Annotated in this window: 22 protein-coding genes; 10 read left to right on the top strand and 12 right to left on the bottom strand. The window is 60.2% G+C overall.

The features are described 5' to 3' along the window. Positions 1–48: 48 nt before the first annotated feature. Positions 49–843 carry an NIPSNAP family protein gene (locus RBB75_RS07130; RefSeq protein ID WP_353070009.1) on the bottom strand — a complete coding sequence of 265 codons (795 nt, stop codon included), beginning with the start codon at positions 841–843 and terminating at the stop codon, positions 49–51. A gap of 99 nt (positions 844–942) precedes the next feature. Then, a complete protein-coding gene (locus RBB75_RS07135; RefSeq protein WP_257031273.1) occupies positions 943–2,046 on the bottom strand; it encodes a nucleoside hydrolase in 1,104 nt (367 codons plus the stop codon). 88 nt (positions 2,047–2,134) lie between these two features. Between RBB75_RS07135 and RBB75_RS07140 the strand changes: the two genes are divergently transcribed. Next, a complete protein-coding gene (locus RBB75_RS07140; RefSeq protein ID WP_353070010.1) occupies positions 2,135–2,722 on the top strand; it encodes a hypothetical protein in 588 nt (195 codons plus the stop codon). A gap of 9 nt (positions 2,723–2,731) precedes the next feature. Here the strand turns inward: RBB75_RS07140 and RBB75_RS07145 are convergent, their stop codons facing one another. The 4 genes from RBB75_RS07145 to RBB75_RS07160 form a co-directional block, all read right to left on the bottom strand. After that, complete coding sequence (locus RBB75_RS07145) at positions 2,732–3,763, bottom strand: hypothetical protein (RefSeq protein ID WP_353070011.1); 1,032 nt, start codon at positions 3,761–3,763, stop codon at positions 2,732–2,734. Between the two features lie 144 nt (positions 3,764–3,907). After that, positions 3,908–7,690 carry a TonB-dependent receptor gene (locus RBB75_RS07150; protein WP_353070012.1) on the bottom strand — a complete coding sequence of 1,261 codons (3,783 nt, stop codon included), beginning with the start codon at positions 7,688–7,690 and terminating at the stop codon, positions 3,908–3,910. Positions 7,691–7,755: 65 nt separating this feature from the next. Then, positions 7,756–8,505: an endonuclease III domain-containing protein gene (locus tag RBB75_RS07155; RefSeq protein WP_353070013.1), complete on the bottom strand. Its 750-nt coding sequence runs from the start codon at positions 8,503–8,505 to the stop codon at positions 7,756–7,758. 90 nt (positions 8,506–8,595) lie between these two features. Next, entirely contained in the window at positions 8,596–9,516 is a 921-nt protein-coding gene (locus RBB75_RS07160) for an isoaspartyl peptidase/L-asparaginase (protein ID WP_179640610.1), read from the bottom strand. Positions 9,517–9,547: 31 nt separating this feature from the next. Between RBB75_RS07160 and RBB75_RS07165 the strand changes: the two genes are divergently transcribed. Then, a complete protein-coding gene (locus tag RBB75_RS07165; RefSeq protein ID WP_218884863.1) occupies positions 9,548–9,790 on the top strand; it encodes a KTSC domain-containing protein in 243 nt (80 codons plus the stop codon). A 21-nt stretch (positions 9,791–9,811) separates the two neighbouring features. After that, positions 9,812–11,548, top strand: coding sequence for a ubiquinone-dependent pyruvate dehydrogenase (poxB, locus tag RBB75_RS07170; RefSeq protein WP_179640196.1), 1,737 nt, complete (start codon positions 9,812–9,814; stop codon positions 11,546–11,548). A 194-nt stretch (positions 11,549–11,742) separates the two neighbouring features. Here the strand turns inward: poxB and RBB75_RS07175 are convergent, their stop codons facing one another. Both RBB75_RS07175 and RBB75_RS07180 read right to left on the bottom strand, forming a co-directional pair. Further along, a complete protein-coding gene (locus RBB75_RS07175) occupies positions 11,743–12,378 on the bottom strand; it encodes a CDP-alcohol phosphatidyltransferase family protein (protein ID WP_179640197.1) in 636 nt (211 codons plus the stop codon). Positions 12,379–12,478: 100 nt separating this feature from the next. Then, positions 12,479–12,958, bottom strand: coding sequence for a GreA/GreB family elongation factor (locus RBB75_RS07180; RefSeq protein ID WP_353070014.1), 480 nt, complete (start codon positions 12,956–12,958; stop codon positions 12,479–12,481). Positions 12,959–13,351: 393 nt separating this feature from the next. Between RBB75_RS07180 and mltG the strand changes: the two genes are divergently transcribed. The 4 genes from mltG (at position 13,352) to RBB75_RS07200 (ending at position 16,516) form a co-directional block, all read left to right on the top strand. Beyond that, the gene (mltG, locus tag RBB75_RS07185) at positions 13,352–14,356 is read left to right on the top strand and encodes an endolytic transglycosylase MltG (RefSeq protein WP_353070015.1); all 1,005 of its coding nucleotides are present in this window, start codon (positions 13,352–13,354) and stop codon (positions 14,354–14,356) included. Positions 14,357–14,613: 257 nt separating this feature from the next. Next, the gene (locus RBB75_RS07190; RefSeq protein WP_218884865.1) at positions 14,614–15,498 is read left to right on the top strand and encodes a LolA family protein; all 885 of its coding nucleotides are present in this window, start codon (positions 14,614–14,616) and stop codon (positions 15,496–15,498) included. A 287-nt stretch (positions 15,499–15,785) separates the two neighbouring features. Next, positions 15,786–16,142, top strand: a complete 357-nt coding sequence (locus RBB75_RS07195; RefSeq protein ID WP_179640200.1) for a hypothetical protein — start codon at positions 15,786–15,788, stop codon at positions 16,140–16,142. Between the two features lie 83 nt (positions 16,143–16,225). Next, complete coding sequence (locus tag RBB75_RS07200) at positions 16,226–16,516, top strand: YXWGXW repeat-containing protein (protein ID WP_179640201.1); 291 nt, start codon at positions 16,226–16,228, stop codon at positions 16,514–16,516. Positions 16,517–16,672: 156 nt separating this feature from the next. Here the strand turns inward: RBB75_RS07200 and RBB75_RS07205 are convergent, their stop codons facing one another. The 3 genes from RBB75_RS07205 to RBB75_RS07215 form a co-directional block, all read right to left on the bottom strand. After that, positions 16,673–17,776: a Gfo/Idh/MocA family oxidoreductase gene (locus tag RBB75_RS07205; protein WP_353070016.1), complete on the bottom strand. Its 1,104-nt coding sequence runs from the start codon at positions 17,774–17,776 to the stop codon at positions 16,673–16,675. Continuing rightward, a complete protein-coding gene (locus tag RBB75_RS07210) occupies positions 17,776–17,988 on the bottom strand; it encodes a hypothetical protein (RefSeq protein ID WP_179640202.1) in 213 nt (70 codons plus the stop codon). Before RBB75_RS07210 ends, RBB75_RS07205 begins: the two co-directional genes overlap by 1 nt. A gap of 128 nt (positions 17,989–18,116) precedes the next feature. Beyond that, positions 18,117–18,326, bottom strand: coding sequence for a hypothetical protein (locus tag RBB75_RS07215; RefSeq protein WP_353070017.1), 210 nt, complete (start codon positions 18,324–18,326; stop codon positions 18,117–18,119). Position 18,327: 1 nt separating this feature from the next. On the opposite strand from RBB75_RS07215, the gene RBB75_RS07220 reads away from it, so the two are divergent. Then, on the top strand, positions 18,328–19,005 hold the full coding sequence (locus RBB75_RS07220) for an alpha/beta fold hydrolase (RefSeq protein WP_353070018.1): 678 nt from the start codon (positions 18,328–18,330) through the stop codon (positions 19,003–19,005). A gap of 123 nt (positions 19,006–19,128) precedes the next feature. Here RBB75_RS07220 and alr read toward each other — a convergent pair whose 3' ends face one another. Then, complete coding sequence (gene alr / locus RBB75_RS07225; RefSeq protein ID WP_353070019.1) at positions 19,129–20,325, bottom strand: alanine racemase; 1,197 nt, start codon at positions 20,323–20,325, stop codon at positions 19,129–19,131. A gap of 221 nt (positions 20,326–20,546) precedes the next feature. Between alr and RBB75_RS07230 the strand changes: the two genes are divergently transcribed. Continuing rightward, entirely contained in the window at positions 20,547–21,179 is a 633-nt protein-coding gene (locus RBB75_RS07230) for a glyoxalase superfamily protein (protein WP_179640204.1), read from the top strand. A gap of 294 nt (positions 21,180–21,473) precedes the next feature. Then, positions 21,474–22,829: an SGNH/GDSL hydrolase family protein gene (locus RBB75_RS07235; RefSeq protein WP_353070020.1), complete on the top strand. Its 1,356-nt coding sequence runs from the start codon at positions 21,474–21,476 to the stop codon at positions 22,827–22,829. The last annotated feature ends 194 nt before the right edge of the window (positions 22,830–23,023 follow it).

Genomic DNA, 23,023 nt, shown 5'->3' on the forward strand with positions numbered 1-23,023 from the left:
TTTCCTTTTCCTTGCGCTCCCTAGGACGAGAGAACCGTGTTGCCCCAGTTAGATCTGCGAGTAAGCCGTCGGGCTCAGTATCAGATTCGAGATGTTACTCACGATCTCTTCAAAGTTGTAACGCGGCGAACCCTTCAACTTGATCCACTCAGGATCAGTGCGGAACTTGTCCCATTTGACGTTGAGGTCCGTCAGATCCGAGAAGCTAAGCATGTAGGTAAGGTTCGGCATACGCGGACCGATCAACGTATCGCCGTAGAAGACCTGGCTGAATCCTGCACGTTGAAAGATGTCGAACTCTCCGTGGTGAAACATCTCGACCTTGCGGATATGGTCCTGGCTACTGGGACTTTCGTAGGTGCGCAGTTGAAAGATCCTCTTGCCGTGCTCTGCCGTTGCGGCCGGCGGAGTCAACTTTGGCCAGCCTTCAAACGCAATATGAAGTGAGCTCTCGATGCGCTGAAACCCAGGAGCCGTCGCAGGTGCACTCCAGAAAGGCTCCGCCGCCTTCATGAACTGCTCGTCGTGCACGAGCTGCAGCTCCGTAGAGACAAGCGCCTCCAGCTTTGTGCATGGCAGCAGAAGGTACAGCGTCGGCGTCTCTGGTCCAATGTCCAGATGGAACGCCCCGACCGGCGCGATGCCCATTCGATTCAGCGCGGGGATCAACGCGTCCGAGAGGTAGCTGTCGGTGAGCTTAATCTGCGGTCCGGTCTGCAAATGATATCTGCGAATCTCATAGTATTCGCGCGGCTTGCCGGATGAGGTCTGAGCAGACACCTGATTCGCGAGTGCAAACGCCGAGGTTGCCAGTGATGCGGTCAAGAAGTCACGCCTTTCCATCAAGCCCTCCCCTGTCGGCCAGACATGCGCCGCTGCAGGACGAAATATCTCGTACAGAATACAGACAGTCTCGCCAGTTAGTGTGAACGGAAGGCCCAGTTACTTCGCTGAAGATTCAATCTGAGGCGGCCCCTTCATCAGTTCGATAAAGAGTTTGTTGAATCGCGGCAGATCGAGATCTTTCTGGACGTGAACAAGCTGCACATCGAGTCGAGGCTTGTTGGCCGCAGTCCACGAAAGCGTGTCTCCGTAGAACGGGCCTCGAGTCAGGTCCACATCAACGTATAGCTTCTCCTCTTTGGTGATGATCGCTGGATCGAGCCACGCTGCGGCCGTAAGCTCGTCCCACAAGTAGTAGAACTCGCCCGTGTACGCCGCCAGATACTTCGCACCTGGGTTAGGCGAACGAGCGATCTCTTCCAGCATCGCTTTGGTGAATGCTGTCTTGATGGAGATATCGACTGTCGTGAGGTCGATGCGTGGCCAGTGCGCGCGAAGCGTGATGTGGGAGGCCTCCGGATCGAACCAGAAGTTGAACTCGTGCCGGGGATTGTTCGCAAACTCCGGATCGCCCGTCTGCGGACTCAGGCTGCCGCCCATAATCACGATGCCCTGCGTGAGCTCGGCGAAGTGAGGATCGATCGAGATCGCAAGCGCAATATTCGTGAGCGGGCCAGCGGCGTAGATCGTGACCTGATGCGGATGCGCATGAACCTGACGGATGAGAAAGTGCACTGCATCCTCCGCCAAAGGCTTCAACGTCGGTTCGCCCTCCTCCATCTTTGGAACAACGTAAGGTCCATGGTATGGCTGGCGACTCGTCGTCGCGGTCAGATCGCCCCAAGCCCCGTACCAGGGAAACGTCCCATAAAGCTGTTGCTGAATCTTCGATTCTTCCTCGGTTCTGACCAGCGGAAAAATCGCCCCCGGCACAACAGGAACATCCGTCCGATGAATCAGTTCGAGCATACGCAGCGTATGCTGCACCTCCTCCGGCTCCCACGCATTTCCGCTCACCATCGTGATGCCCAGCACTTCGGCCTGCGGTGACTGCAGCAGCACCATCATCGCCATCTGGTTAGAGCCGCCCGGGCCGGAGCCGTCCTGATCGATCAAGACCATACGCCTGGCCTGAGCATTGGAAAGCTGCGAGATCGCAGCGCAAAAAAGCACGACGCGGAACAGAGGGGATCTTCGGCTCATGGTCAGCACAGATTACCAGCCATCTAGAAGAGAGCTAAAGGTAAAACGTCGAGCTGTCCCGCGCGACAGCCGTTATGCTCTTAACAACATGCGCCGAATCGTGCTCTCGCTTGCTCTTATCTTCTCTGCCTCTCAAGCTGCCTCGGCGATTGAGGTGAAGGTGTCCGCGCAGGCATTGGAGCGCACCTTGCGGGCACAGCTCTTCAACGGTCCACAGGGCCGGTACTACCTTCGCGGCGACGCCAACTCACCCTGCTATGTCTACGCCGAATCACCTCACGTCACCTTCGTGCAGGACCGCATCGTCGTCCGCGTTCACGCCAGGTCGAAGCTCGGGACCTCCGTCCGCGGCGCCTGCCTCGGCGTCTCCCTCACTACCGACACCGACGTCTCGCTGATCCCCGAAGCCGAAGAAGAGAGCATCGGATTTCGCGACGCGCGAATTGAAAAGCTCAGTGAATCCAGGGAGCTGAACTTCATCCTCGCACCCTTCCTGAGCCACAAAGTCCCTGCACAGATGAAGGTCAACGCCGCAGTGTTGATGCGTCAGCTCCTCAGCCGCTCGACCGAAACCACCGGCTACGCCCTCTCACTCGACTCGCTCAAACTCCACTCGCTGTTCGTCGAAGGCGAGTCCCTGGTCATGGACGCCGACGCTAATCTGAAGGTGAACTAGCCTCGCAGCCTACTGTGGAGCCGCCGGGTCTGGCGTTGCTGCTGGAGTGGGCAGCGGTCGCCGAGCTTCGTTCGCTCCGGGTTCTGGCGTGGCTCCGTTCATCGTCGTAGGCTCCCCGGGTATCACCTCGACCGCGGAATCCTTTGGCGTTTTGAAACGCCCGTCCGTCAGATAAGCCACCACAAATCCAGCCGCAACCTCCGGATTCAAAACCGCAAGCGGCACGACATATTTCTTTGACTTCACCACCGCCTCCAACACTCCGTCGATCGGATGGCTGCGCTTGATGCTGCCCGGCACCTGCGGAATCATGAACGTCGAGAACTTCAGATCGGGATGCTGATCGGCGTACTTCGTAAGCGATCGCGCCACCTGCTTCGGCGTCGTAATCCCAAGATCGGAAAAGATATTTCGATGCACACTGTGCGGATAGTAAACATCGAGCAAAGTCCGCGAGAAGTCTGCACAGTTGTGAAACAGCAGGTTGAAGTGCCCGGCATTCCGGCTGTCGTTGAATCGGTTCATGAACTCCTCGTCTTCTTCCGCAGTCGTCTGAATCTGAAATCCGTAGATCCTGCGATCGTAGGACGCACCGACAAGCTGCGTCCACTCGCCCCCCGGTGCTTCGCCGACCTTCTTGCCCTTCTCAACGTCGGGTGCCAGCTCCAGTAGATGATCGCGTCGATACTGATCGCGCAACCTCGCCTCCAGTGGCGCATCTGCAGTCTTCGGAACGTCTTCTACATGCTCAACCGCATAAAGGTAAGGAACCAGCGGAATGGCCAGCCAGTCGTAGCCGTCGATCTTGTGATAGCGGCTGATCACCGCGCCAGGCTCGCCAGCGCGACACGGCCTCAGCACCGTCGGCGACTCGGCGCAGATGTGGTTCAGGTAGATCGCGGCATGCCCTGTGGGGTTGAATGCCCCGAACTCGCCATAAGGCTCTTCCATCAGCAGCGCCGCATCCGCACGAGCCCAGACTCCACCCATCGCCAACACCAGCATTACAAGCGTCGTTAGTCCGGCGCACCACTGTCTCATGCGAATCCTCTCTGCGGCTGCTCGATTCGATAAAGCCTCATCGACCCAAACCTCTATCTTCTCAGACAAGTTGCGCAGGTTCTCGCAGAGCTATCTGTGACAAGGGGACAGAGGTCGAATAGTGCGGCCGAGTTGTAGATTCAGCTAGAAAGAGACACGCGCTCCGAATTGAAACTGCCGCGGATCGGACGAGGCAGTTGGCGTGCCGGCCGCGGTGTAGAGCAGGTTCACATCAAGCGTGTTGTTCTTGTTGATCAGGTTGAAGACATCCGCAGTCACCTGCAGCGCAATCTCATGCGAAAACGTGAACGCCTTCGCGATTCGCAGATCCGTGAACACCGTGTACGGTTTTACTCCAACATTGCGGCCGAGATTGCCTGCGAAGTAGCTGCTCGCCGGGCCTGCGTCTGCAGGCGCATCCGCATAGCAGGGCAGATTGAACGCCCCCGTCGGAGAGTATTTGGACAACACCGGCGCCGTGCCGCAACTCGTCGTCCCACTGCCAGGCGCGACCGCGTTCGGCCTGTCTGTCAGCGGATCGAAGTCGAAGTTTGTATCGCTTCCGGTCAAGATGTTGAACGGCCGGCCCGAGGAGATCTCAAAGATCGGCGCCACGGTTACGCCGGAGAACGCCGCAGGAAAGAATCCCGAGCCGCCGAGATGGCCCGAGTTATACACCCCCGACAGCACCAGGCGATGGCGCTGGTCGAAGGTCGAGGTGCTGCGCTCCGCATTGGGCGCAAAGTTGCTCTGCGGAGCATCCGAGGTCGAGACCACGTCGGTCGAGTCATCAATCGCATGCGACCACGTGTAGCTTACGAGGAACTCATAGTTCGTCGAAAAGCGCTTCCTCAGGTTTGCGCTCAGAGCGTTATAGCTCGAGGTTCCCGTCGTCAGGTTGGGCGACATATCGCCGAACGGAACAGGAATACCCACGCCAAGCCCATCCCCGGCAGCAATCTCGCTAGCTAGCGCAACGCACTGTCCGCCGCCTACACTCGGATTCGCAAGAAAGGTCGCAAGCGAGGTGTTGAGCCCCGACCGGCGAAAGAAGTTGAGCAGCGCAGGAGTAACAAAGGGTCCCGTGGGGCCGACTCCGCAGGGATTAACCCCAGCCGCCGTTCCGACCGTCAGCGGGTTGGAGGTAGGGCTGGCAGTTCCAGGCGCCGCCGTCCCTGCCTTCACCGCGTTCACCGCATTACGCCAGTTGGCGACGAGCAGCTGTGGATTGACCGGATTCACATTGACCGGACGGTTCAGGTGACGCCCACCGGTCGAATTAAACGCAACGTTCAGCGATAGATCGTGCCCGAGATCCTTCTCCACTCCAAACGACATCTGCTGCACATACGGCGTCACATAGTGCAGGTCCGCAGGCAGCCCCGAGGGAAGAATCGCCAGAGGAAAACCCGCAGCCAGAAAGTTCTGATTGACGAAGACGGAGTTCGAGTTGTTGGGATCGAACCGCTGCTGACTCGCAAGATAGTTGACCCCCGCAGCACTCGCGCCCAGGCAGTTCGGATTGGCCAGCGATCCCTGAAACGCATTCGTTGCGTTCAGATTCAGCGGGCTCGCCGCAGCATTCGGACTCGCTACACTGCAAGGCGACCCGCCGCCAAGAATCACCAGCGGCACCTTGGTCGAATTGAAGCTCGTCGACTGCGACTCAAGATTTCCCGGAGCGCGATCGTAGAACAGCCCGTAGTTCGCGCGGACCACCGTCTTCGCATCGCCGCGCACGTCCCATGCAACTCCAACCCGCGGCGCGAAGTTGCTATCCTGCAGGCGAATGCCCTCCCGAATCCCATAGATCCTCTCAGCCGCATTCGTGTTGGAGTTCAGCGCAAGCTGCGTCGGGAAGGCCTCAATGTCGTACCGGATTCCGAGGTTCAACGTTAGCCTGCTGGTCGCGCGCCAGCTGTCCTGCAGAAAGCCTCCGAGCGTCTTCAGGTCGTACTTGTACGTCGTCTGCCCAATGCCCTGCGCGAACGACTGTGGAATTCCCAGGCCATAAGCCTGCACCGGAGAGAAGCCCGGCAACCCCTCCAGCAAGGGCGAAATATCGGTTGCATTCAGGGCAGCGAACGTATAGTCGCCGCCACCATAAAGCTGCCCCTGCAGCAGGTTGATCGGGATGTACCGAAGGTCGATACCAGCCTTGAACGTGTGGCCGCCGCGCGTGTAGGTAAAGTTGTCCTGCAGCTGATTCTGATTCTCAATCCGGTCAACAACCGAGAACGGAGTCTTGCCAAAGTACGCATAGCCCGGAATATTCACCGCGGTACTGCTGCCCCCGGGCGCGTCCGTATTGGCGAATCGCACCGGGTGCCGCGCATATTGAAAGCGCAGCTCATTCACCTTGTTGTTGCCGATCAGGATCGTATGCTGCCCTGCAATCGCGACATCATGCAGACTCTGTGTCGCGGTGCGGGAGAAAGAGTTCTCGCCGATATTCTGGTTCGCCGCACTCTCCTCGATTCCAGTGATGTAGCTGGGGCTCACACTGGCGTGCAAAACCAGCTGCTGATTGCCCGTCAGCTTATGATCGATGCGCAGCGAATAGACCTCGGTCTTCTCCGTCACAGGAAAGTTTCCGATCAGGCTGTTGAGCGGCGTAAACGAAGCAGGCGTCGGCTGGCCCGAAGTCACAAAGTTCTTAGGGCCAATCGTCGACTGCAGAAACGCAGGATTTTGACCGGTCGTAGCCAGCGACGACCCCGATCCGACCAGGGCGATGTACTGCTGAATCCCCGGAGTGGCCGCTGGAACGTTCTGCAAAAACGCCTGCTGCTCCGGCGTCCCCTGAATCGAAAGCGCACCGCCCGGAACCCCGTAGAACCGGCTCACATCGATGCTCGTCAGCCCAAAGTTGTTCGAGCCGATATCGGAAAAGCCTGTCTCCTGCCGCCGTGTAATCTCAGTCGAAAAGAAGTAAAACGTCTTATCGGGAACGATCGCGCCGCCAACGGTAAAGCCCGCCTGAACCCGCGTATACGCCGGCTGATTCACCGTCGAAAACGGGTTAGTCGCCTGAATGTAGCGATTGCGCAGAAACCCGAAGGCGCTTGCATGCGTCGCATTTGTGCCTGATTTAGTCACAATATTCACCACGCCGCCCGACGCCCTGCCGTACTCCGCCGCAAAGCCGTTCGTGATGATCTGAAACTCCTGCACCGCATCCTGCGACACGGTCGACCGCGTGCCTCCGGAGATGTAATCCCCCGCATCGGCGCCGTCGACGTTGATCGAGTTCGACCGCGCCCGAACACCACCGAAGTTCAGTCCCGAAGTCGGAATCGCGCCCACCGAAGGCGCAGCATCGCGCGCAATCTGCGAGTTCGTCAGCGTGAAGTTGATGTAGTTGCGTCCGTTCGTCGGCAGGTTGTCGATGCGCAGTTGATCGACCGTCGTGGACTGCGAGCTGCGCTGCGTCTCGATAATATCCGCGCCCGAGCTCACCGTAACAACCTGCGTCGTCCCCACCGAAAGAGACAGCGGCAGCTCAGCCTGTTCGCCAGTCGTCAAAACCACATTCTTGCTGATGTAGGTGTTGAAGCCCGTCGCCGTCGCCTGCACCGTGTAGCTCCCCGGCGGCAGCAGCAGCAGGCGATAGTTGCCCTGTGCATCCGTCGTGGTCGAGCGCGAAAAGCCCTTCGATTCATCCGCAATCGAAACGGCGGCATTCGGAATCACCGCTCCGGTCTGGTCGTGAACCGCGCCATTGAGCTGCGCCGTAGAGATGTTTTGAGCCTTGAGGCCGGTGGAGACGCACACCAGAAGAAGAACAGCGGCCAGAGCGGTGAAACAGAAAAGCCGCGACTTGAAGTTGAACATGCGTGTTGCTCCCCGTTGTGTCGGCAGCCCAGCCCCGTTGGCGACGGCCTGAGCGACAACTTTGACGACGCGATGTTCTACATGAATGACCATTCAGTACGCAAGAGGAAAGCGGCACGGGCGTCTTTACCTGAGCAATCCCCTTCAAATTCAGCCGCTCAATGACCTTGTTTTGTGAACTTTGCCTGCCCGGCTCCGCTCACGCCATCTCGCCGGCTCTCCTCCACTTTGCCGGCAGGGCAGAGATCGAACAGCGGGCACTCCTCGCACCTCGGCTGGTTCTTCATACAAAGCTGCTGGCCGTGAATCTTGATCAAAGAGTGGTGCTCATCCAGCATCTCCGGCGTCCACTCCTCCGGAGCCATCTCCATCAACCGGCTCTCCGTCTCGCGCGCATCCGCACTCTTCGCGACAAACCCCAGCCGCTGCGTCACCCGAAGATGATGGCTATCCACGCACATCGCCCTGCGCCGCAAGCTACTGAAGTTCACCACCGCCGCGCTGGTCTTCACTCCCACCCCATCAAAGCGCTCCAGCCACAAGCGAATCTTGTCCGTGCGGTACCCCTTCAGAAAATCCAGCGAGAGCGATCCGCAACGCCGCGTAATCTGTTCCAGCGCGGTCTTCAAATTAATCGCCTTCGGTTCAGGAAACGTCACCGCCCGAATCGCATCTTCGATCTCCGGAAGCGAAGCATCGCGAAGATTCTCCCAACTACCAAAGCGTTCTTCGAGATGACGGATCACCTCCAGCGAGATCTCCGTCTTCGTCCGCGACGACAGCATCGAGTAGATGAACTGCTTCAGCGGATCCCACACCTCCCGCTCCTGTGGCCGGCCGTAGTGCGCCAGCAACCGGCGATGAATCTCCTCCAGACGTGTATCGGTAAACAGCGGCGCAGCCAGCATCACCCTGTAATTTTATTCCCTGGCGCTACGAGCCCTTTGAGAGAAGATTCGAGGAAGAGATGCCACAGCTTGCATGCGATCCAATGCAAACTAGTTGCGAGTAACGCCGAACTCTCTCCCCGCTGCCGTCTGCAGCCCCCAGGCCATCCGCGGCGTATTATGCGCCATCCCCACGCGCCCATCCGGTCCCAGCAAAATAATCCCGCCATGCCCGCCCAGCCGATCGAAGAGATAATCGATCGCCGCATGCGCAGCCTCGTCAGGGCTGGCTCCAGCCGCCACACGATCCACCGCCCACTTGCCCAGCACCAGCTTCATAATCGGCTCGCCCCACCCCGTCAGCGACACCGCCGCCGAAAGATTATCCGCATAGCACCCACACCCTATCAGCGAAGAGTCCCCCACCCGCCCCGGCGCCTTATTCAACGTCCCGCCCGTACTCGTCCCCGCCGCGATATTTCCATGTCCATCGAGCGCCACCGCGCCCACCGTATCGTGCGACTCAAGACTTCCTGAAAAGGTCTCATCCGGCAGGCCCGCCAGCTCATCAGCTTGAGCCTTATACAACCGCTCCCGCTCCCGCGGCACCACCAGCTCCATGTTGTCGCACAGCGCCATGCCATGCTGCCGCGCGAACCTCTCCGCCCCGGTACCGACAAAGTACACATGCGGCGACTTATCCAGCACCAGCCGAGCCGCCCGTATCGGATTCCGCAGCCGCTCCACGCAAGCCACGCCGCCCGTGCGAAGATTCTCCCCGTTCATCAGCAGAGCATCCATCTGCACCCGGCCATCCTGCGTCAGAAACGATCCACGCCCCGCGTCGAAGGTGTCATCGTCCTCCATCACTGCGACAGCGGCCTCCACGGCATCCACCGCAGCAGCGCCTCGTTCCAGCAGAGCATAACCGGCAACCAGAGCATTCGCGATACCGGCTTCGTGAGCAGCGATGGCGTCGTCAGGCATCGCCCACGCACCGCCATGAATTAACAAAACTGGTTTCACACTCATCGCATCCAAGTCTACGGGAGTCTTCCCCCGAATGCCTTCCAGCGTCATCGCCGCCATGTCCTACAACGACGAAGGCCGAATCCTCACCCTCGTCTATCGCGGGAACCGGGGTGTCTATCGGTACTTCAACGTTCCGCCGGAGGAGTTTGCAGCATTTTGCGCAGCGCCATCAAAGGGTGTCTATCTCAACGAAGTCTTCAAGATAAAGCAATACCACTACGAACGCATCGCAAACCGTCAACTGTCCTCCCATCATCAACCAGGTGATTCATAAAACAGACAAATGGAGTGCTCCATGGCAAAGACAATCGCTGACCTGATCGTAGAAAGCCTGAAGAACGCTGGTGTAAAGCGCGTCTACGGCCTCCCGGGCGACTCGCTCAACGGATTTACCGACTCCCTCCGCCGCGACGGCACCATCGAATGGGTCCACGTGCGCAACGAGGAGGTCGCCGCATTTGCCGCAGGCGCGGACGCCCACCTCACCGGCTCCCTCGCAGTCTGCGCCGCAAGCTGTGGCCCTGGCAATCTCCATCTCATCAACGGCCTCTTCGACTGCCATCGCAATCGTGTCCCCGTGCTCGCCATTGCCGCCCACATCCCCAGCACCGAGATCGGCACCAACTACTTTCAGGAGACCCATCCGCAAAATCTCTTCAAAGAGTGCAGCCACTACTGCGAGATGGTCGGCATCCCCGAGCAGATGCCCCGCGTGCTCGAGATCGCTATGCGCACCGCCATCAACCTCTCCGGCGTCTCCGTCCTCGTGCTGCCCGGCGATGTCCTCCTCCACAAAGCCCCCGCCGATCACAACCTCGTTCCTATCAGAAGCGCAAACCCCGTCATCCGCCCCAACGACGACGAGCTGCGCGATGCCGCAGAGATCCTGAACTCCGCAGCAAAGGTCACCATCCTCGGCGGCGCCGGTTGCATTGGCGCGCACAAAGAATTGATCGCTACCGCCGAAGCCTTGAAGTCCCCAATCGTTCACGCACTCCGTGGCAAAGAGTACATCGAGTACGAGAATCCCTTCGACGTCGGCATGACCGGCCTGCTCGGGTTCAGCTCCGGATATCACGCCATGGAAGATTGCGACGTCTTGCTCATGCTCGGCACCGACTTCCCCTATCCGCAGTTCTTCCCCAGCCACGCGAAGATCATCCAGGTGGACCTCCGCGGCGACCAGATCGGGCGGCGCACCAAGGTCGATCTCGGTCTCGTCGGCTCCATCAAGGACACCCTCTCCGCGCTCCTTCCCCTGCTCACCACAAAGACCGATCGCGCCCACCTTGACACCAAGACAAAGGACTACAAAAAAGTCCGCGAAGGTCTGGACGAGCTGGCCGGCCCGGACGACAACAAGACTCCTATCCACCCGCAGTACGTCGCAAAACTCATCGACCAGTTAGCAGCCGACGACGCCATCTTCACCTGCGATGTAGGCACCCCCACCGTCTGGTCCGCCCGATATCTCACGATGAACGGCCGCCGCCGCCTCCTCGGCTCCTTCTCCCACGGATCGATGGCCTCTGCGGTCCCGCAAGCCATCGGCGCACAAACGGCCTTCCCCACCCGTCAGGTCGTCACGCTCTCCGGCGACGGCGGCCTCGCCATGATGCTCGGCGACCTCCTCACCCTCCGCCAGCTCAAGCTCCCCATCAAGATGGTCGTCTTCAACAACGGCGCTCTGGCCTTCGTCGAGCTCGAGATGAAGGCCGGAGGCATCGTCAACTATGCCACCGACCTCGACAACCCCAGCTTCGCCGATCTGGCCAACTCCATCGGCATACACGGAGTTCACGTTGATAAACCGAACAACCTCGAATCTGCACTGAAGACGGCACTCGCAACTCCGGGGCCTGCACTGATCGAAGTGATGGTCAATCGACAGGAGCTCTCCATGCCGCCGCACATCAGTCTCGACCAGATGAAGGGCTTCTCGCTCTACATGGCAAAAAGCGTCTTCAGCGGACGCGGCGACGAGATTATCGACCTCGCAAAGACAAACATCCTCCAGCGAATCCTGTCTTAAGGCTGGCTTTCCGCCGGGACCGCTACGCGCGGTGCGGTCACTTCGTGACTTGTATATCCCTTCGGTTCGTGCTCCCGCTGGTCGCAAGAAAAAAATCCTCCCCCGACCAACGGGAGGATCAGGCGAAGCCGGTATACAAGTCACGAAGTGACCGCCGCCCGCGCAGGGCGCCCGTCCAGCAGGACACCGCTCACCTACTTAGCCTGTGCGATCAGCTTTCTGCGCTCCGTCTCCACATACGTATAGCGAATGCGGTGAATCACCGTCAGAGTCGCAAACAGCGCCAGCACCCAAAGCGCAGGAGCCATCACGCCCCACCGGTTGCACAGCGCACCCAAAATCACGCAGACGATACGCTCCGGCCGCTCCATAAACCCAACCTTGCAGGTCCCAATCAGCGCTTCAGCCCGCGCGCGTGTGTAACTCACCATTACGCAAGCCGTCATCACAAACGCCACCAGTCCCACATAAAACAAGCGGTTTCCGCGTGCATAGTAGATCAGCAAGCCAAAGAAGATAGCGACATCCGAGTACCGATCCATCACCGAATCGAAGAACGCGCCAAACACAGAAACCTGATTCGTCTTCCGCGCTACCCGCCCATCCACCATGTCGAAGACGCCAGCCCCGATGATGATCAGACCCGCATAGAGAAACATCCGATTGGCATTATTCGGCCGCGCAAATCCAAAGAAACACGCCGCGATGATGTTGATCACCAGGCCGATAAACGTCAGTGCGTTTGGCGAGATGCGGGTCAGCGCTAGGCCGTTCACGATCTTCTGCAGCAGCCAGCCGCTGCCTTTGCCGAATGCGCTTGTCCAGGTCAAAAAGCAAATCCTCCGGGGCCGATCCCCGTCTCTACCACTTCCTTGTTATCACACTGAGTTCACATCGGCACACGTGCGCCACGCCTGCGATGCCGTGCGTCTATGCTTCCTCGGGGGCGTCGTGAATCGTCATCAGCTTGAGGATCTCAAGTTCGCGCTTGCCGTTCGGCGTAATCACCGTCGCGGAGTCGCCAACCTGTTTGCCCAGCAGTGCCCGGCCAATCGGAGAAGTCGTCGAGATCAGACCCTTGGACACGTCCGACTCCTCGCTGGTCACCAGCTGATACTTGATCTCCTCGTCCTTGCTCGAGTCGAAGACTGTCACGCGTGAGCCGAATCCAACCTTGTCATTGGGGATATTCACCAGGTTCACCATCGCCAGCTCGCCCATCCGCTTCTTCAACTGCCCCAACCGGGCGTTGACGAAGACCTGGCGCTGCTTGGCCATGTGGTATTCCGCGTTTTCACTTAGGTCGCCCAGTGCGACGGCCTTCTTGATCTCTGCAGGGAGTTCGGTCGTAAGTTCGTGCTCCAGCAACTTGATCTCTTCTGCAAGCCTCTTTTTTACTTGTTCTGGCATGGGGCCTTCCGGATGGTACTGGCGAGCGCGCAACCCTTCGCGCGTCAACGCTCTCTGATCAAAACTCGATTATACGATGGCGGACCGCAAAACCACCCCTTGCGCTCCTCCTACGCGCCGCTCAACCTCTGCGGAACACCACCCTCTCTCGGTCGGACCTCAGAAAGCACTCATAAAATCAGTACTGCCGAGCCTGTTCTAGGTCAGAGGCCACCAGCGAATCTTCCCCGGACCTTCCCCGGCAGTCATAAAGTTGAGTCCACCGGCCCCGCGCTCCCCGATTCTCTGCCAGCAGCCGTAAAATGAAACCGGCGCACCAACGACTCCGGCCAGATCCCGTCGGCAACCCGGCGACAGCCCACTTCTTCCAAGCCCGAAAGCGGAGACACCCATTTGAAGTTTCTCGGTTTCCTCCTCCTGCTTCTGCTAATCGCCCTGGCCGTCGCAGCCGGCGTCATCTACCTGCCCTACGGCCCCTCCACCGAGACCTTCCTCGACATCCTCCCCGGCACCGGCACCGAGACCATCGCCACCCAGCTCGAAAAGAGCGGCATCATCCGCAGCCGCTACGCCTTTTACCTCCTGCGCCTCAAAATGGGAGGCACCCTCAAAGCCGGAGAGTACCGCTTCGAGGGCAAGCTCCCCATGACCGACGTCTACCAGCACATCCTCCACGGCGAGATCTACACCCGCGCCTTCACCATCCCCGAGGGTTTCAACATCTTCGACATCGCCCAGGCAGCCGAGGCAGCCGGCTTCGGCCCCCGCGACGCCTTTCTCGCCGCCGAACGCCAGCACACCGAACTCATCTCAGCCTGGACCGATGGACCGCCCCCCGCATCCCTTGAAGGCTATCTCTTCCCCGACACCTACCAGCTCTCCCGGCACGCCACCCCGCTCCAGATCCTCTCCGCCATGGTCCGCCGCTTCCACCAGGTCTCCGCCCAGATCGGTCTCACCAACGACGTCTCCCGCACCGTCATCATGGCCTCCCTCGTCGAAAAAGAAGTCCGCCAGGATGCCGAGCGCCCCCTCGTAGCCGGCGTCTTCGTTAACCGCCTCGCCAAAGGCATCCCGCTCGCCACCGACCCCACCGTCATCTACGCGGCCCTGCTCAACAATCACTGGCGCGGCACCATCTACGCCTCCGATCTCCAGTCTCCCTCACCCTATAACACCTACAAACACGCCGGCCTGCCCCCCGGACCCATCGCCAACCCCGGCCTCGCCGCCCTCCGAGCCGCCATGCGCCCCGCCCGCACCGACTACCTCTACTTCGTCAGCGACGCCTCCGGCCACACCCGTTTCTCCACCACCCTGCAGGAGCACGCCCAGCAGGTCCAGTCCTATCGCGCCGCACAGAAGCAACAGCTTACCGGCACCGGAGTTACCCCCTAGAGCATTTCTCCCGCAGGTGTAGCGCGGGGAAGAGATATCAATGGGCGTTTTCCCCAATGAAAACGACGCTGCACGCCCGTTTCGGGATACCCATCAACGGGAGAAGTGCTTTAGCCAACCGCGCTTTAGCCAGAAGTTTCGGAAGCGCATCGGAGCCTCAAGACATCCAATTCGTACACGGAATAGTCGAAGATCGCCGCGTCACGGCCCGAACCACGGGAACCGAACCGGAAAAGATATACTTGAAGTTTGTGCTCATGAGGATAAGACAAGCGGCGGCGATGGCAATCCTTGGGCTGGCTCCGGCGCTAACCGGCTGCCTGACCCATACCCGCATCGTCCCTAAGACCCGTCCAGCCGATGTCGTCCTCAACGCCGAACTCGAAGATCTCCTCAAACAGGTCGACGTTCGTTTCAGCGCCGTCCAGACCATGAACGCCAGTATCGAGATCGTCGCCACCACCGGAGGCGGCCGCCAGGGCAAAGAGACCCAGTACCCCAGCTTCGCCGGATACATCTTCCTTAGAAAGCCGCAGGACCTCCGCGTCCTGTTGCGCGTCCCCTTTCTCGGCTCGGTAGCCCTCGACATGGTCAGCGACGGCAAGACCTGGAAGCTTTGGGTGCCCAAGCGCAACCTCGCCATGACCGGCACCAGCGAGGTCACCAAACCCTCCACCAACGGTCTCGAAAATCTCCGCCCTGCCGTCTTCTTCGACTCGCTTCTCATCCACGGCCTCGGCCCCGACCAGGTCGTCTCCCTCACCCAGGACACCAGGGTCGTCGCCAACGAAAAAAACGCCAAAGATCTCATCGAAGAGCAGGATTACGACCTAGAGTTTCTCGCACAGCCCAAGGGCCAGACTGCCCATGCCGTTCGCGTCATTCACATCGGCCGCGCCAACCTGCTCCCCTACCAGCAGGACATCTACGGCCCTGATGGCACCATCATCACTCGCGCCTTCTACAGCAACTACCAGAAGTTCGGCGACACGCCCTTTCCCATGAAGATCCAGATCGTGCGCCCGCAGGACCAGTACACCCTGACCCTCACCCTCACCAAGCTGACCCTCAATCAAAAGCTCGAAGACGATCAGTTCGAACTAAAGATCCCCGACACCGTCCCCGTAAAAAAAATGGACTGACTCCTGGGAGCAGACCGATCGCTTTATTCCGGCGAGATCTGTCGAAGCGCGAAGCTGACCTCTCACCATGCTGCTACCAGCGGCTTGGACGAGATGCCTGTTATACAGCAGTAGGACACAGGGAAAATCTCCAAAGTGAATATCTCGCATCTTTCGATACAGGTTCACTCCTCTTGATACTTTTCGGACACGAACGCAACCCGCAAGCCATTCCTGGGTTCCTACAGAGAGCACGGGAGACAGTTCGATGATCTCCAATTAGGCAATTATCAAGGGGAAAATACACTATGAACTGGAAAGCTACTCTGCTCGCGGCATCACTCGTGGCACTACCCGTCTCCAACCTGTTGGCCCAGAGCACTACGTATGAGCAACGTCACTCGGTGAACGCCCGAGACGCCAATCAACAGGCTCGCATTAATAAAGGCGTCGCCGATGGCCAGATCACACCTAAGGGCGCCGCAGCCGCCGACGCCCACCAAGCTCATCTGAACGCGGAACAGAGCAAGATGCGCGCCGCCGATAACGGCCACCTTACGGCACAGGACCGCCACAAAATTGCTCGCCAGCAGGATCGTACTTCTCAGCATATTTATGACCGCAATCACAATGCCGCTACTGACCCAGGCGTCCCGCCGCGCTAAAAGTCTGTAGTGCCTTCCCGAGAAGCACAGCAACTCGGCTTTTACGTGCCCAAGTCATACGTATCCAACCAAGAAAGGGATTCATGCTCAAAAGACTCGCAGTCTTAGCGTTGTACTCTTCGCTCTTACCCCTTGCCTCTCAAGCGCAGGTCGTCATCCGCGTCGGTCCACCGCCGCCCGTCGTCGAGCATTATGGACCACCACCAAGACCGGGGTACGTATGGCAGGGCGGCTATCATCGGTGGGATGGACAGCGGTATGTTTGGGCCCCAGGTCACTGGGGTCGTCCCCCACGTCCAGGTGTTGTCTGGATTCCAGGCAGCTATGACCGATGGCACGGCGGTTATCGCTATCACCGTGGATATTGGCGTTAAATTCGTTGACAGCCGTTTCAAGTCACGGAGCACGAAAGCTTTTTAATCTTTCGTGCTCCGCAGCTAAATGGCAGTTGTTCGGGCATGTGATCGCACTAACCAACCAACTGAAAATCTCAGAGCATCCGCGCGGCTTCCATCACAAGAGCTCCTGAGTTACAGAAAATCCCCCAGCCCTGCCCGCTCCGCATGCACTGCAATCGCCTCATTGATCTCCAGCGCCAACGCCAGCGCAGCCCTTCCATCCTCGCCCGACACCACCGGCCGAGTCCGCTCCCGCACCGCCCGCAGGAACGCCTCAATCTCCAGTCGCAGCGGCTCCCCCAGCTCTACCGTCACCTTCTTCAGCGACAGCCCCGCCGAAGGATGCCCACCAGAAAGCGCCCCAGCCAACTGCGCCTTCTCCGCCATCGCAGCCAGCATAGCCGGATCCATCCCAGCAGCCGCCGTCACGTCGATCATCAACAGATCCTGCCGCGCAAAATCCAGCGAAAGATACTGATGCGGCTGAAAGAACCGCAGCTTCCTCACCCGTTCCGTACTCACCCGGCTCGCCGTAAAGTTCGCAATACATCCGTTCTCAAACTCCACCCGCACATTCGCGATATCCACCTTGCGCGACAGCACCGGCAGTCCCACCGCCCGCACCTCGCGCACCGGCGACGCCACCAGGCTCAGCACAATATCCAGATCATGAATCATCAGGTCCAGCACCACATCCACATCGAGCGAACGCGGCGTAAAGATGCTCAACCGGTGCGCCTCAAAGAACATCGGCTTATGCAGGTGCTCCCGTGCCGCCGTCACCGCCGGATTGAACCGCTCCAGATGCCCGACCTGCACGATGCGCCCGTGCCTGCGAGCCATCTCCAGAATCGCATCAGCATCAGCCAGACTAGCCGCCAGTGGCTTCTCGATCAGCAGATCCACCCCAGCCGCCAGTAGCGGAGCAGCAGCGCTCGCATGATGCACGGTCGGCACACACACCGAAGCCGCATCAAGCCGCCCCACCCCATTCCGGATTCCAGCCAGGCAAGCCTCAATCGTCGCAAAGCCAGGCACACCGAACCTCTCCGAAGCCGCAGCCACAGTTGCCGAATCGCGATCCACCACGGCTACCAGCTCTACCGCCTGCCCAGCCTGTTGCAACTCCCGCAGCACCCGCAGATGATTTCGCCCAAAGGCTCCCGCCCCAATCACCGCGACCCGCAGAGCCTGCGTCGGCCTCACACCTTCCTGCGCCACACCTTCCTGTGCCACTACTTCTTTTCGACCGGAGCCTCAACCACCTCGCGGCAGCGGGCATACAGCTCGAGCAGATGCGTCACCTGGTCCTCACTCTTCGACGACGTCGGCAAACCAAAACCAGTCGAGCCAGCCGACTTGTTTCCAACATTAGCGTGCGATGCCACGAACTTGAGTAGATCGAGCGCGATATCTTCGGTACGACGCGCTCCGTTGATGGATTCCATGAAATGATTCCTCGTTTCTCTTAGCCTGATGTTAATGGCCCACCCGTCATGCACGCAAATGACTGCCACTCCACCACAACGATAGACTTCTCCTACAGCAGCTCGAGGAGGTCCACACAGAGATGAAGTTAGAGATCCATAGCAAGATCCAAAGCAAGATTCAAGATGAGATCCATGACGACGACCTGAACAAGTTCGAAGCCCAGGGCGTCGCACTGCCGCCACTCCCGAACCACGGCAACGACCACGGCTACGTCGAACACGAGGGAGCACGCATCTGGTACGCCACCTATGGCACCGGCGCACCCGTCATCCTGCTCCACGGCGGCCTCGGCCACAGTGGCAACTGGGGCTACCAGGTCCCCCGCGCTCCTCGAAGCCGGCCACCGCGTCATCCTCATCGACAGCCGCGGCCACGGTCGCAGCACCCGCGACACCCGTCCCTACTCCTACGAACTCATGGCCTCAGACGTCCTCGCCGTCATGGACACCCTGAACCTCAAACAAGCGTCCTTCATCGGCTGGAGCGACGGCGCCTGCATCGCTCTTATCACCGCCGCCCAAGCTCCCAACCGTGTCGCCGCTGCCTTCTTCTTCGGCTGCAACATGGATCCCTCCGGCCTCAAACAAATCGACCAGCATAACCCCCTACTCTCCCGCTGCCTCTCCCGCCACTTGCAGGACTACGCCCAGCTCTCCCCAACACCCGACGACTTCCACCACTTCGCCGAAGCCGTCGGCGTCATGATGAAGTCGCAGCCCAACTACACCGCGCACGATCTATCCCGGATCAGCGTGCCCGTCCTCATCGTTCAAGCCGAACACGACGAGTTCATCCGCGACGAACACGCTGAATATCTCGCCCACAACATCCCGGACGCAAAGCTTCTCTTCCTGAAAGGTGTAAGCCACTTCGCCCCGCTCCAGCGCCCCCAGCAGTTCAACGAGGCCATGCTCGCCTTCCTCAGAGAAGTCCTGCCGGACGGGCGCCCTACGCGGGCTGCGGTCACTTCGTGACGCGTATACCGGCTTCGCCCCGGGCCTCCCGATGGTCGGCACAATCATCCCTCGCGACCAACGGAAGCGCCAACCGAAGGGGTATACAAGTCACGAAGTGACCGCCGTCCGCGCAGGGCGCACTTAACCCGCAATCCCACACCGATGCGCCGGCCGCACCCCGCACACAATCTCATAAGCGATCGTGCCCGCCAGCCAAGCATGATCCTCCGCCGTAACCCCATCCCCCAGCACCACCACCTCATCCCCCAGCGCAATCCCCGCAATCCCGCTCACATCCACAATAGTCAGGTTCATCGACACCCGCCCCACAATCGCCGCCCGCTGCCCCTTCACCATCGCCCACCCACCCGGTCGTGCATTCGACGCCGAAAGTTCCCGCCGCAGTCCATCCGCATATCCCACCGGCAGCAGCGCCAACCGCATCGCCCGCTCCGCCACAAAGATCCCGTTGTACCCAACCGTCTCTCCAGCCTCTACCTCGCGCACCCCAATCACCCGCGTCTTCCAAGTCATCGCCGGCTGCAGCGCCTGACGCACCTCACTCACACCCCCACCCTCAATCGGCAGACAATACCCATAAAGCGCTATCCCCGCCCGCACCATCGATCGCGCCCCAACTCGAGTCGCCAGCCGACGCAGCCAAGCCAGGTTTCCCTCCGCACCCTGGTTATCCACCGTCGAAGAGTTCCCCGCATGCACCCACTCCGGCCGCAACCCCGCCGCCGCAACCGCACCCATCGCCTCCTCAAATCTCTTCCTCTGCTCCACCGTCTGCGCCGACCCCGCCATCTCCGACGACGCAAAGTGCGTCATCACCCCATCCACCCGCACCGCCGTCTGTCCCGACACCCAAGCGAGTAATTGCTCCAACTCACGTCCTGGCGCAACTCCCTGCCGAGCCATGCCGGTATCTATCTCCACATGAACCGGCACCACCACTCCACCGCTCCGACCCGCAGCCTCCGCCAGCCATTCCATCTGCTCCCTCAGCCAAACCACTGGCGTCAGCCCATGCCGAATCACATCCCCGGCATCCTCCCGCAGCAACCCCGACATCACCAGAATCTCCGGCTGCTCTCTACGCGAAATCCCAGCCGCAGCCAGAGCCTCCCGCACCGCCGCACCCTCTGCCACATCGGTCACCCCCACCCACTCCGCCCCCGCCCGCGCCAGCACTGGAGCGCACACCGCCGCCCCATGCCCATACGCATTGGCCTTCACCACCGCCAGCACCGCGGTCTCACCACCCGCCGCCTCCCGCAGCAGCCCATAGTTCGCCGTCAGCCGCCGCTCCGAAACCTCCACCCAGCTCTTCACATCCTTATCCTACCGTCGCCGCCCACTCCAGCAGATACCTCTCCAGATACGGACCTCCGGCGAATCTCGGCGAACGCGCGGAGACGCTGAAAGTAGCGAATGATGCCGATTGACAGTAGATATCTTCCGCCCTACCATAAGGCTGTTCCCGTGGGGCACGTCGGCATCCCGCCGAAAGGGCCAGGCCCGCCCGCTGAAAAAATCTCAGCAGGGATGCGCCTATGCCCACCATTGAAACCTACCGCAAGCAAGCCAAACTGTTCCTCCGCTGGCATCGCGAACGAGACTACTCCATAGGCGAACGAGTACGCCGCCTCGAACGCTATCGGTCATTAACCGACCAGGAGGTGCTGGCGCTCAAGTTCACTCTTGCATTAGCGCAGGAGATCGTCGCGGTTGAAGCCGGATATCAAAGATGGGCGGATCTGAAAGCCGCAACCGCCGGAGCCACCAGGACGCCGCGCGCTCCGTCCAGCCAGCCATTCCTGAAAAAGGTCACCCCCATCCTGCTCGTGCACAATGTCGAGTCAAGCGCTGCCTTCTTCCAACAGAAGCTGGGCTTTGAGATCGACTTCCTCCACGGTCTGCCACCGTTTTATGGCGCAGTCTCTCGAGATGGCGTCTGCCTGCACCTCCGCTTCGTCCACCAACCCTTCTTCGCTCAAGTCGCCGCTCAGGAGAAGTCGCTGATCATCGTCTCCATCGAAGTCGCAAACGTTCAAGACCTCTTCAAAGAGTTCAAGTCACGAAATGTGGAGTTTGCCCAAAAGGTCACAAAGCACCCCTGGGGCGGAACTGATTTCCATGTGCGAGATCCCGACGGCAACGTCCTCTCCTTCGTTGCATACGGTTGAACATTTGCCCGTCTTCAACCCGCCCACCGGTCAGAGGGAAAGATGATTCCGACCAACGGGAGGACCACGCGAAGCTTTAGAGAGGCGTGCGAACGCCCGCACGCACCGGGGTCCCCGCAAACAGGTCTTAGTTTGCGGGGTGGCCGAGCGTAGGAGGCCCGTCCGGCAGGACAGCTTCTTATTCCCCATCGCACCCCGAGTGTGATACAAAGCCACGTCTGAAGAAAGCACACCCGACGCGCCTCCACCCGGAGTTCGCGACGGTCTCCAAGGGGTAAGTCTGTCGCCATGAAAATGAATAGTCGTTCAGTCCTGCTGCACACCAGCCTAGCCGCAACTCTCGCCCTTGTCCCCCTCGCCGGTTGCAATAGCGATAGCGCCAGCAGCAACGCCGCCAAACAGCTCGCCGCTCTCCAGGCCCAGCAGGCAAAGAACGCAGGAAACTTCTCCAACACCGTCTTCCTCGGCGACTCCCTCACCGCAGGCTTCCAGAGCGGTTCCCTCCTCGACACCACCCAGGTCCACGGCTGGGCGCCCGTCCTCGCCGCTCAGGCCGGCTTCAACATCGTCCAGCCCCTCATCGCCTACCCCGGCGCGCCCAACGTCCTCCAGCTCGAATCGCTCGGCCCCCCGCCCGTCATCACCTCCGCTCCCGGCACAACCACTGGCCGCGACAACTTCGCCACCCAGGTCACCGACCTAGCCGTCCCCGGAGCCCTGCTCAACGACGTCATGAACACCGTCCCGCTGGTCAACCCCGCACCCGGCCAGCAGCAGCTCAACCAGCTCGTCCTCGGCTTCCCCGGCCTCGGCTACGGACAGGCCAACAGCCAGGCCACCTTCGCCGTCAACGCCCAGCCCACCACCATCTTCCTCTGGATCGGCAACAACGACGCCCTCGTCGCCGACGAGACCGGCATGCCCAGCAGCATGACCTCCGTCGCCACCTTCACCAGCCAGTACCAGGCCCTCATCACCGAACTCACCACCAAGGCCCCGGCCCATCTCGTCATCGGCAACATCCCCGACGTCACCCGCGTCCCCTATCTCACCCCCGCAGCCCTCGTCCTCGGCGAAGTCTCTGCCGAAACCGGCCTCCCCACTGCCGAACTCAGCGCCATCCTCGGCATCGTTCCCGGCGACCTCGTCAACCCCACCGGCACCGCCGAGATCCCGCTTATCCTCGGAGGCCTCCAGAAGGGACCCATCAGCGACGCCGGCGTCCTCTCCGCCGCCGAGGTCGTCACCGTCCAGTCCCAGGTCACAGCCTTCAACCAGGTCATCGCCGCCCAGGCCAAAGCCGCCAACGCCACCCTCGTCGACATCAACGCCCTCTTCAACCAGGCCTTCACCAATGGTGTCACCATCAACGGCTACACCGGTACCTCCAGCTTTCTCGGCGGCATCTTCGCCCTCGACGGCATTCACCCCACCAACGTCGGATACGCCGTCGTCGCCAACGCCTTTATCGACACCATGAACGCCACCATCAGCACCAAGATCCCTGACGTCCCACTAGGCCCCGTCGCCGCCACCGACCCCTACTGGCCCCCCAACCTCGCCACCCAGATAGCCCCCGCCGCCCGCCCCAGAACCATCCCCGCCAACGCCGGCAAGGCCATAGCCCCCATCCTCGAAAAGAAGCAGTGACAGAAACAGTAGGTCTCCAAATTCAGCCCATCGCCGTCCATGCCAAGCTGCGGACAATCCATAGAAAATGACGAAGGCGCATTTAGCGTTGCCAATCCTGACCAGATCGGTGCTGGATAAGCGCATTGGCCTGTTAGCAACAGTCGAGGGTCAAGTTCCCGGGCTCGCTCGAGCAACATTGCCGAGTAAAAGGC

This window comes from Tunturibacter empetritectus (assembly GCF_040358985.1).
In the GTDB taxonomy this organism is placed as follows: Bacteria; Acidobacteriota; Terriglobia; order Terriglobales; family Acidobacteriaceae; genus Edaphobacter; species Edaphobacter empetritectus.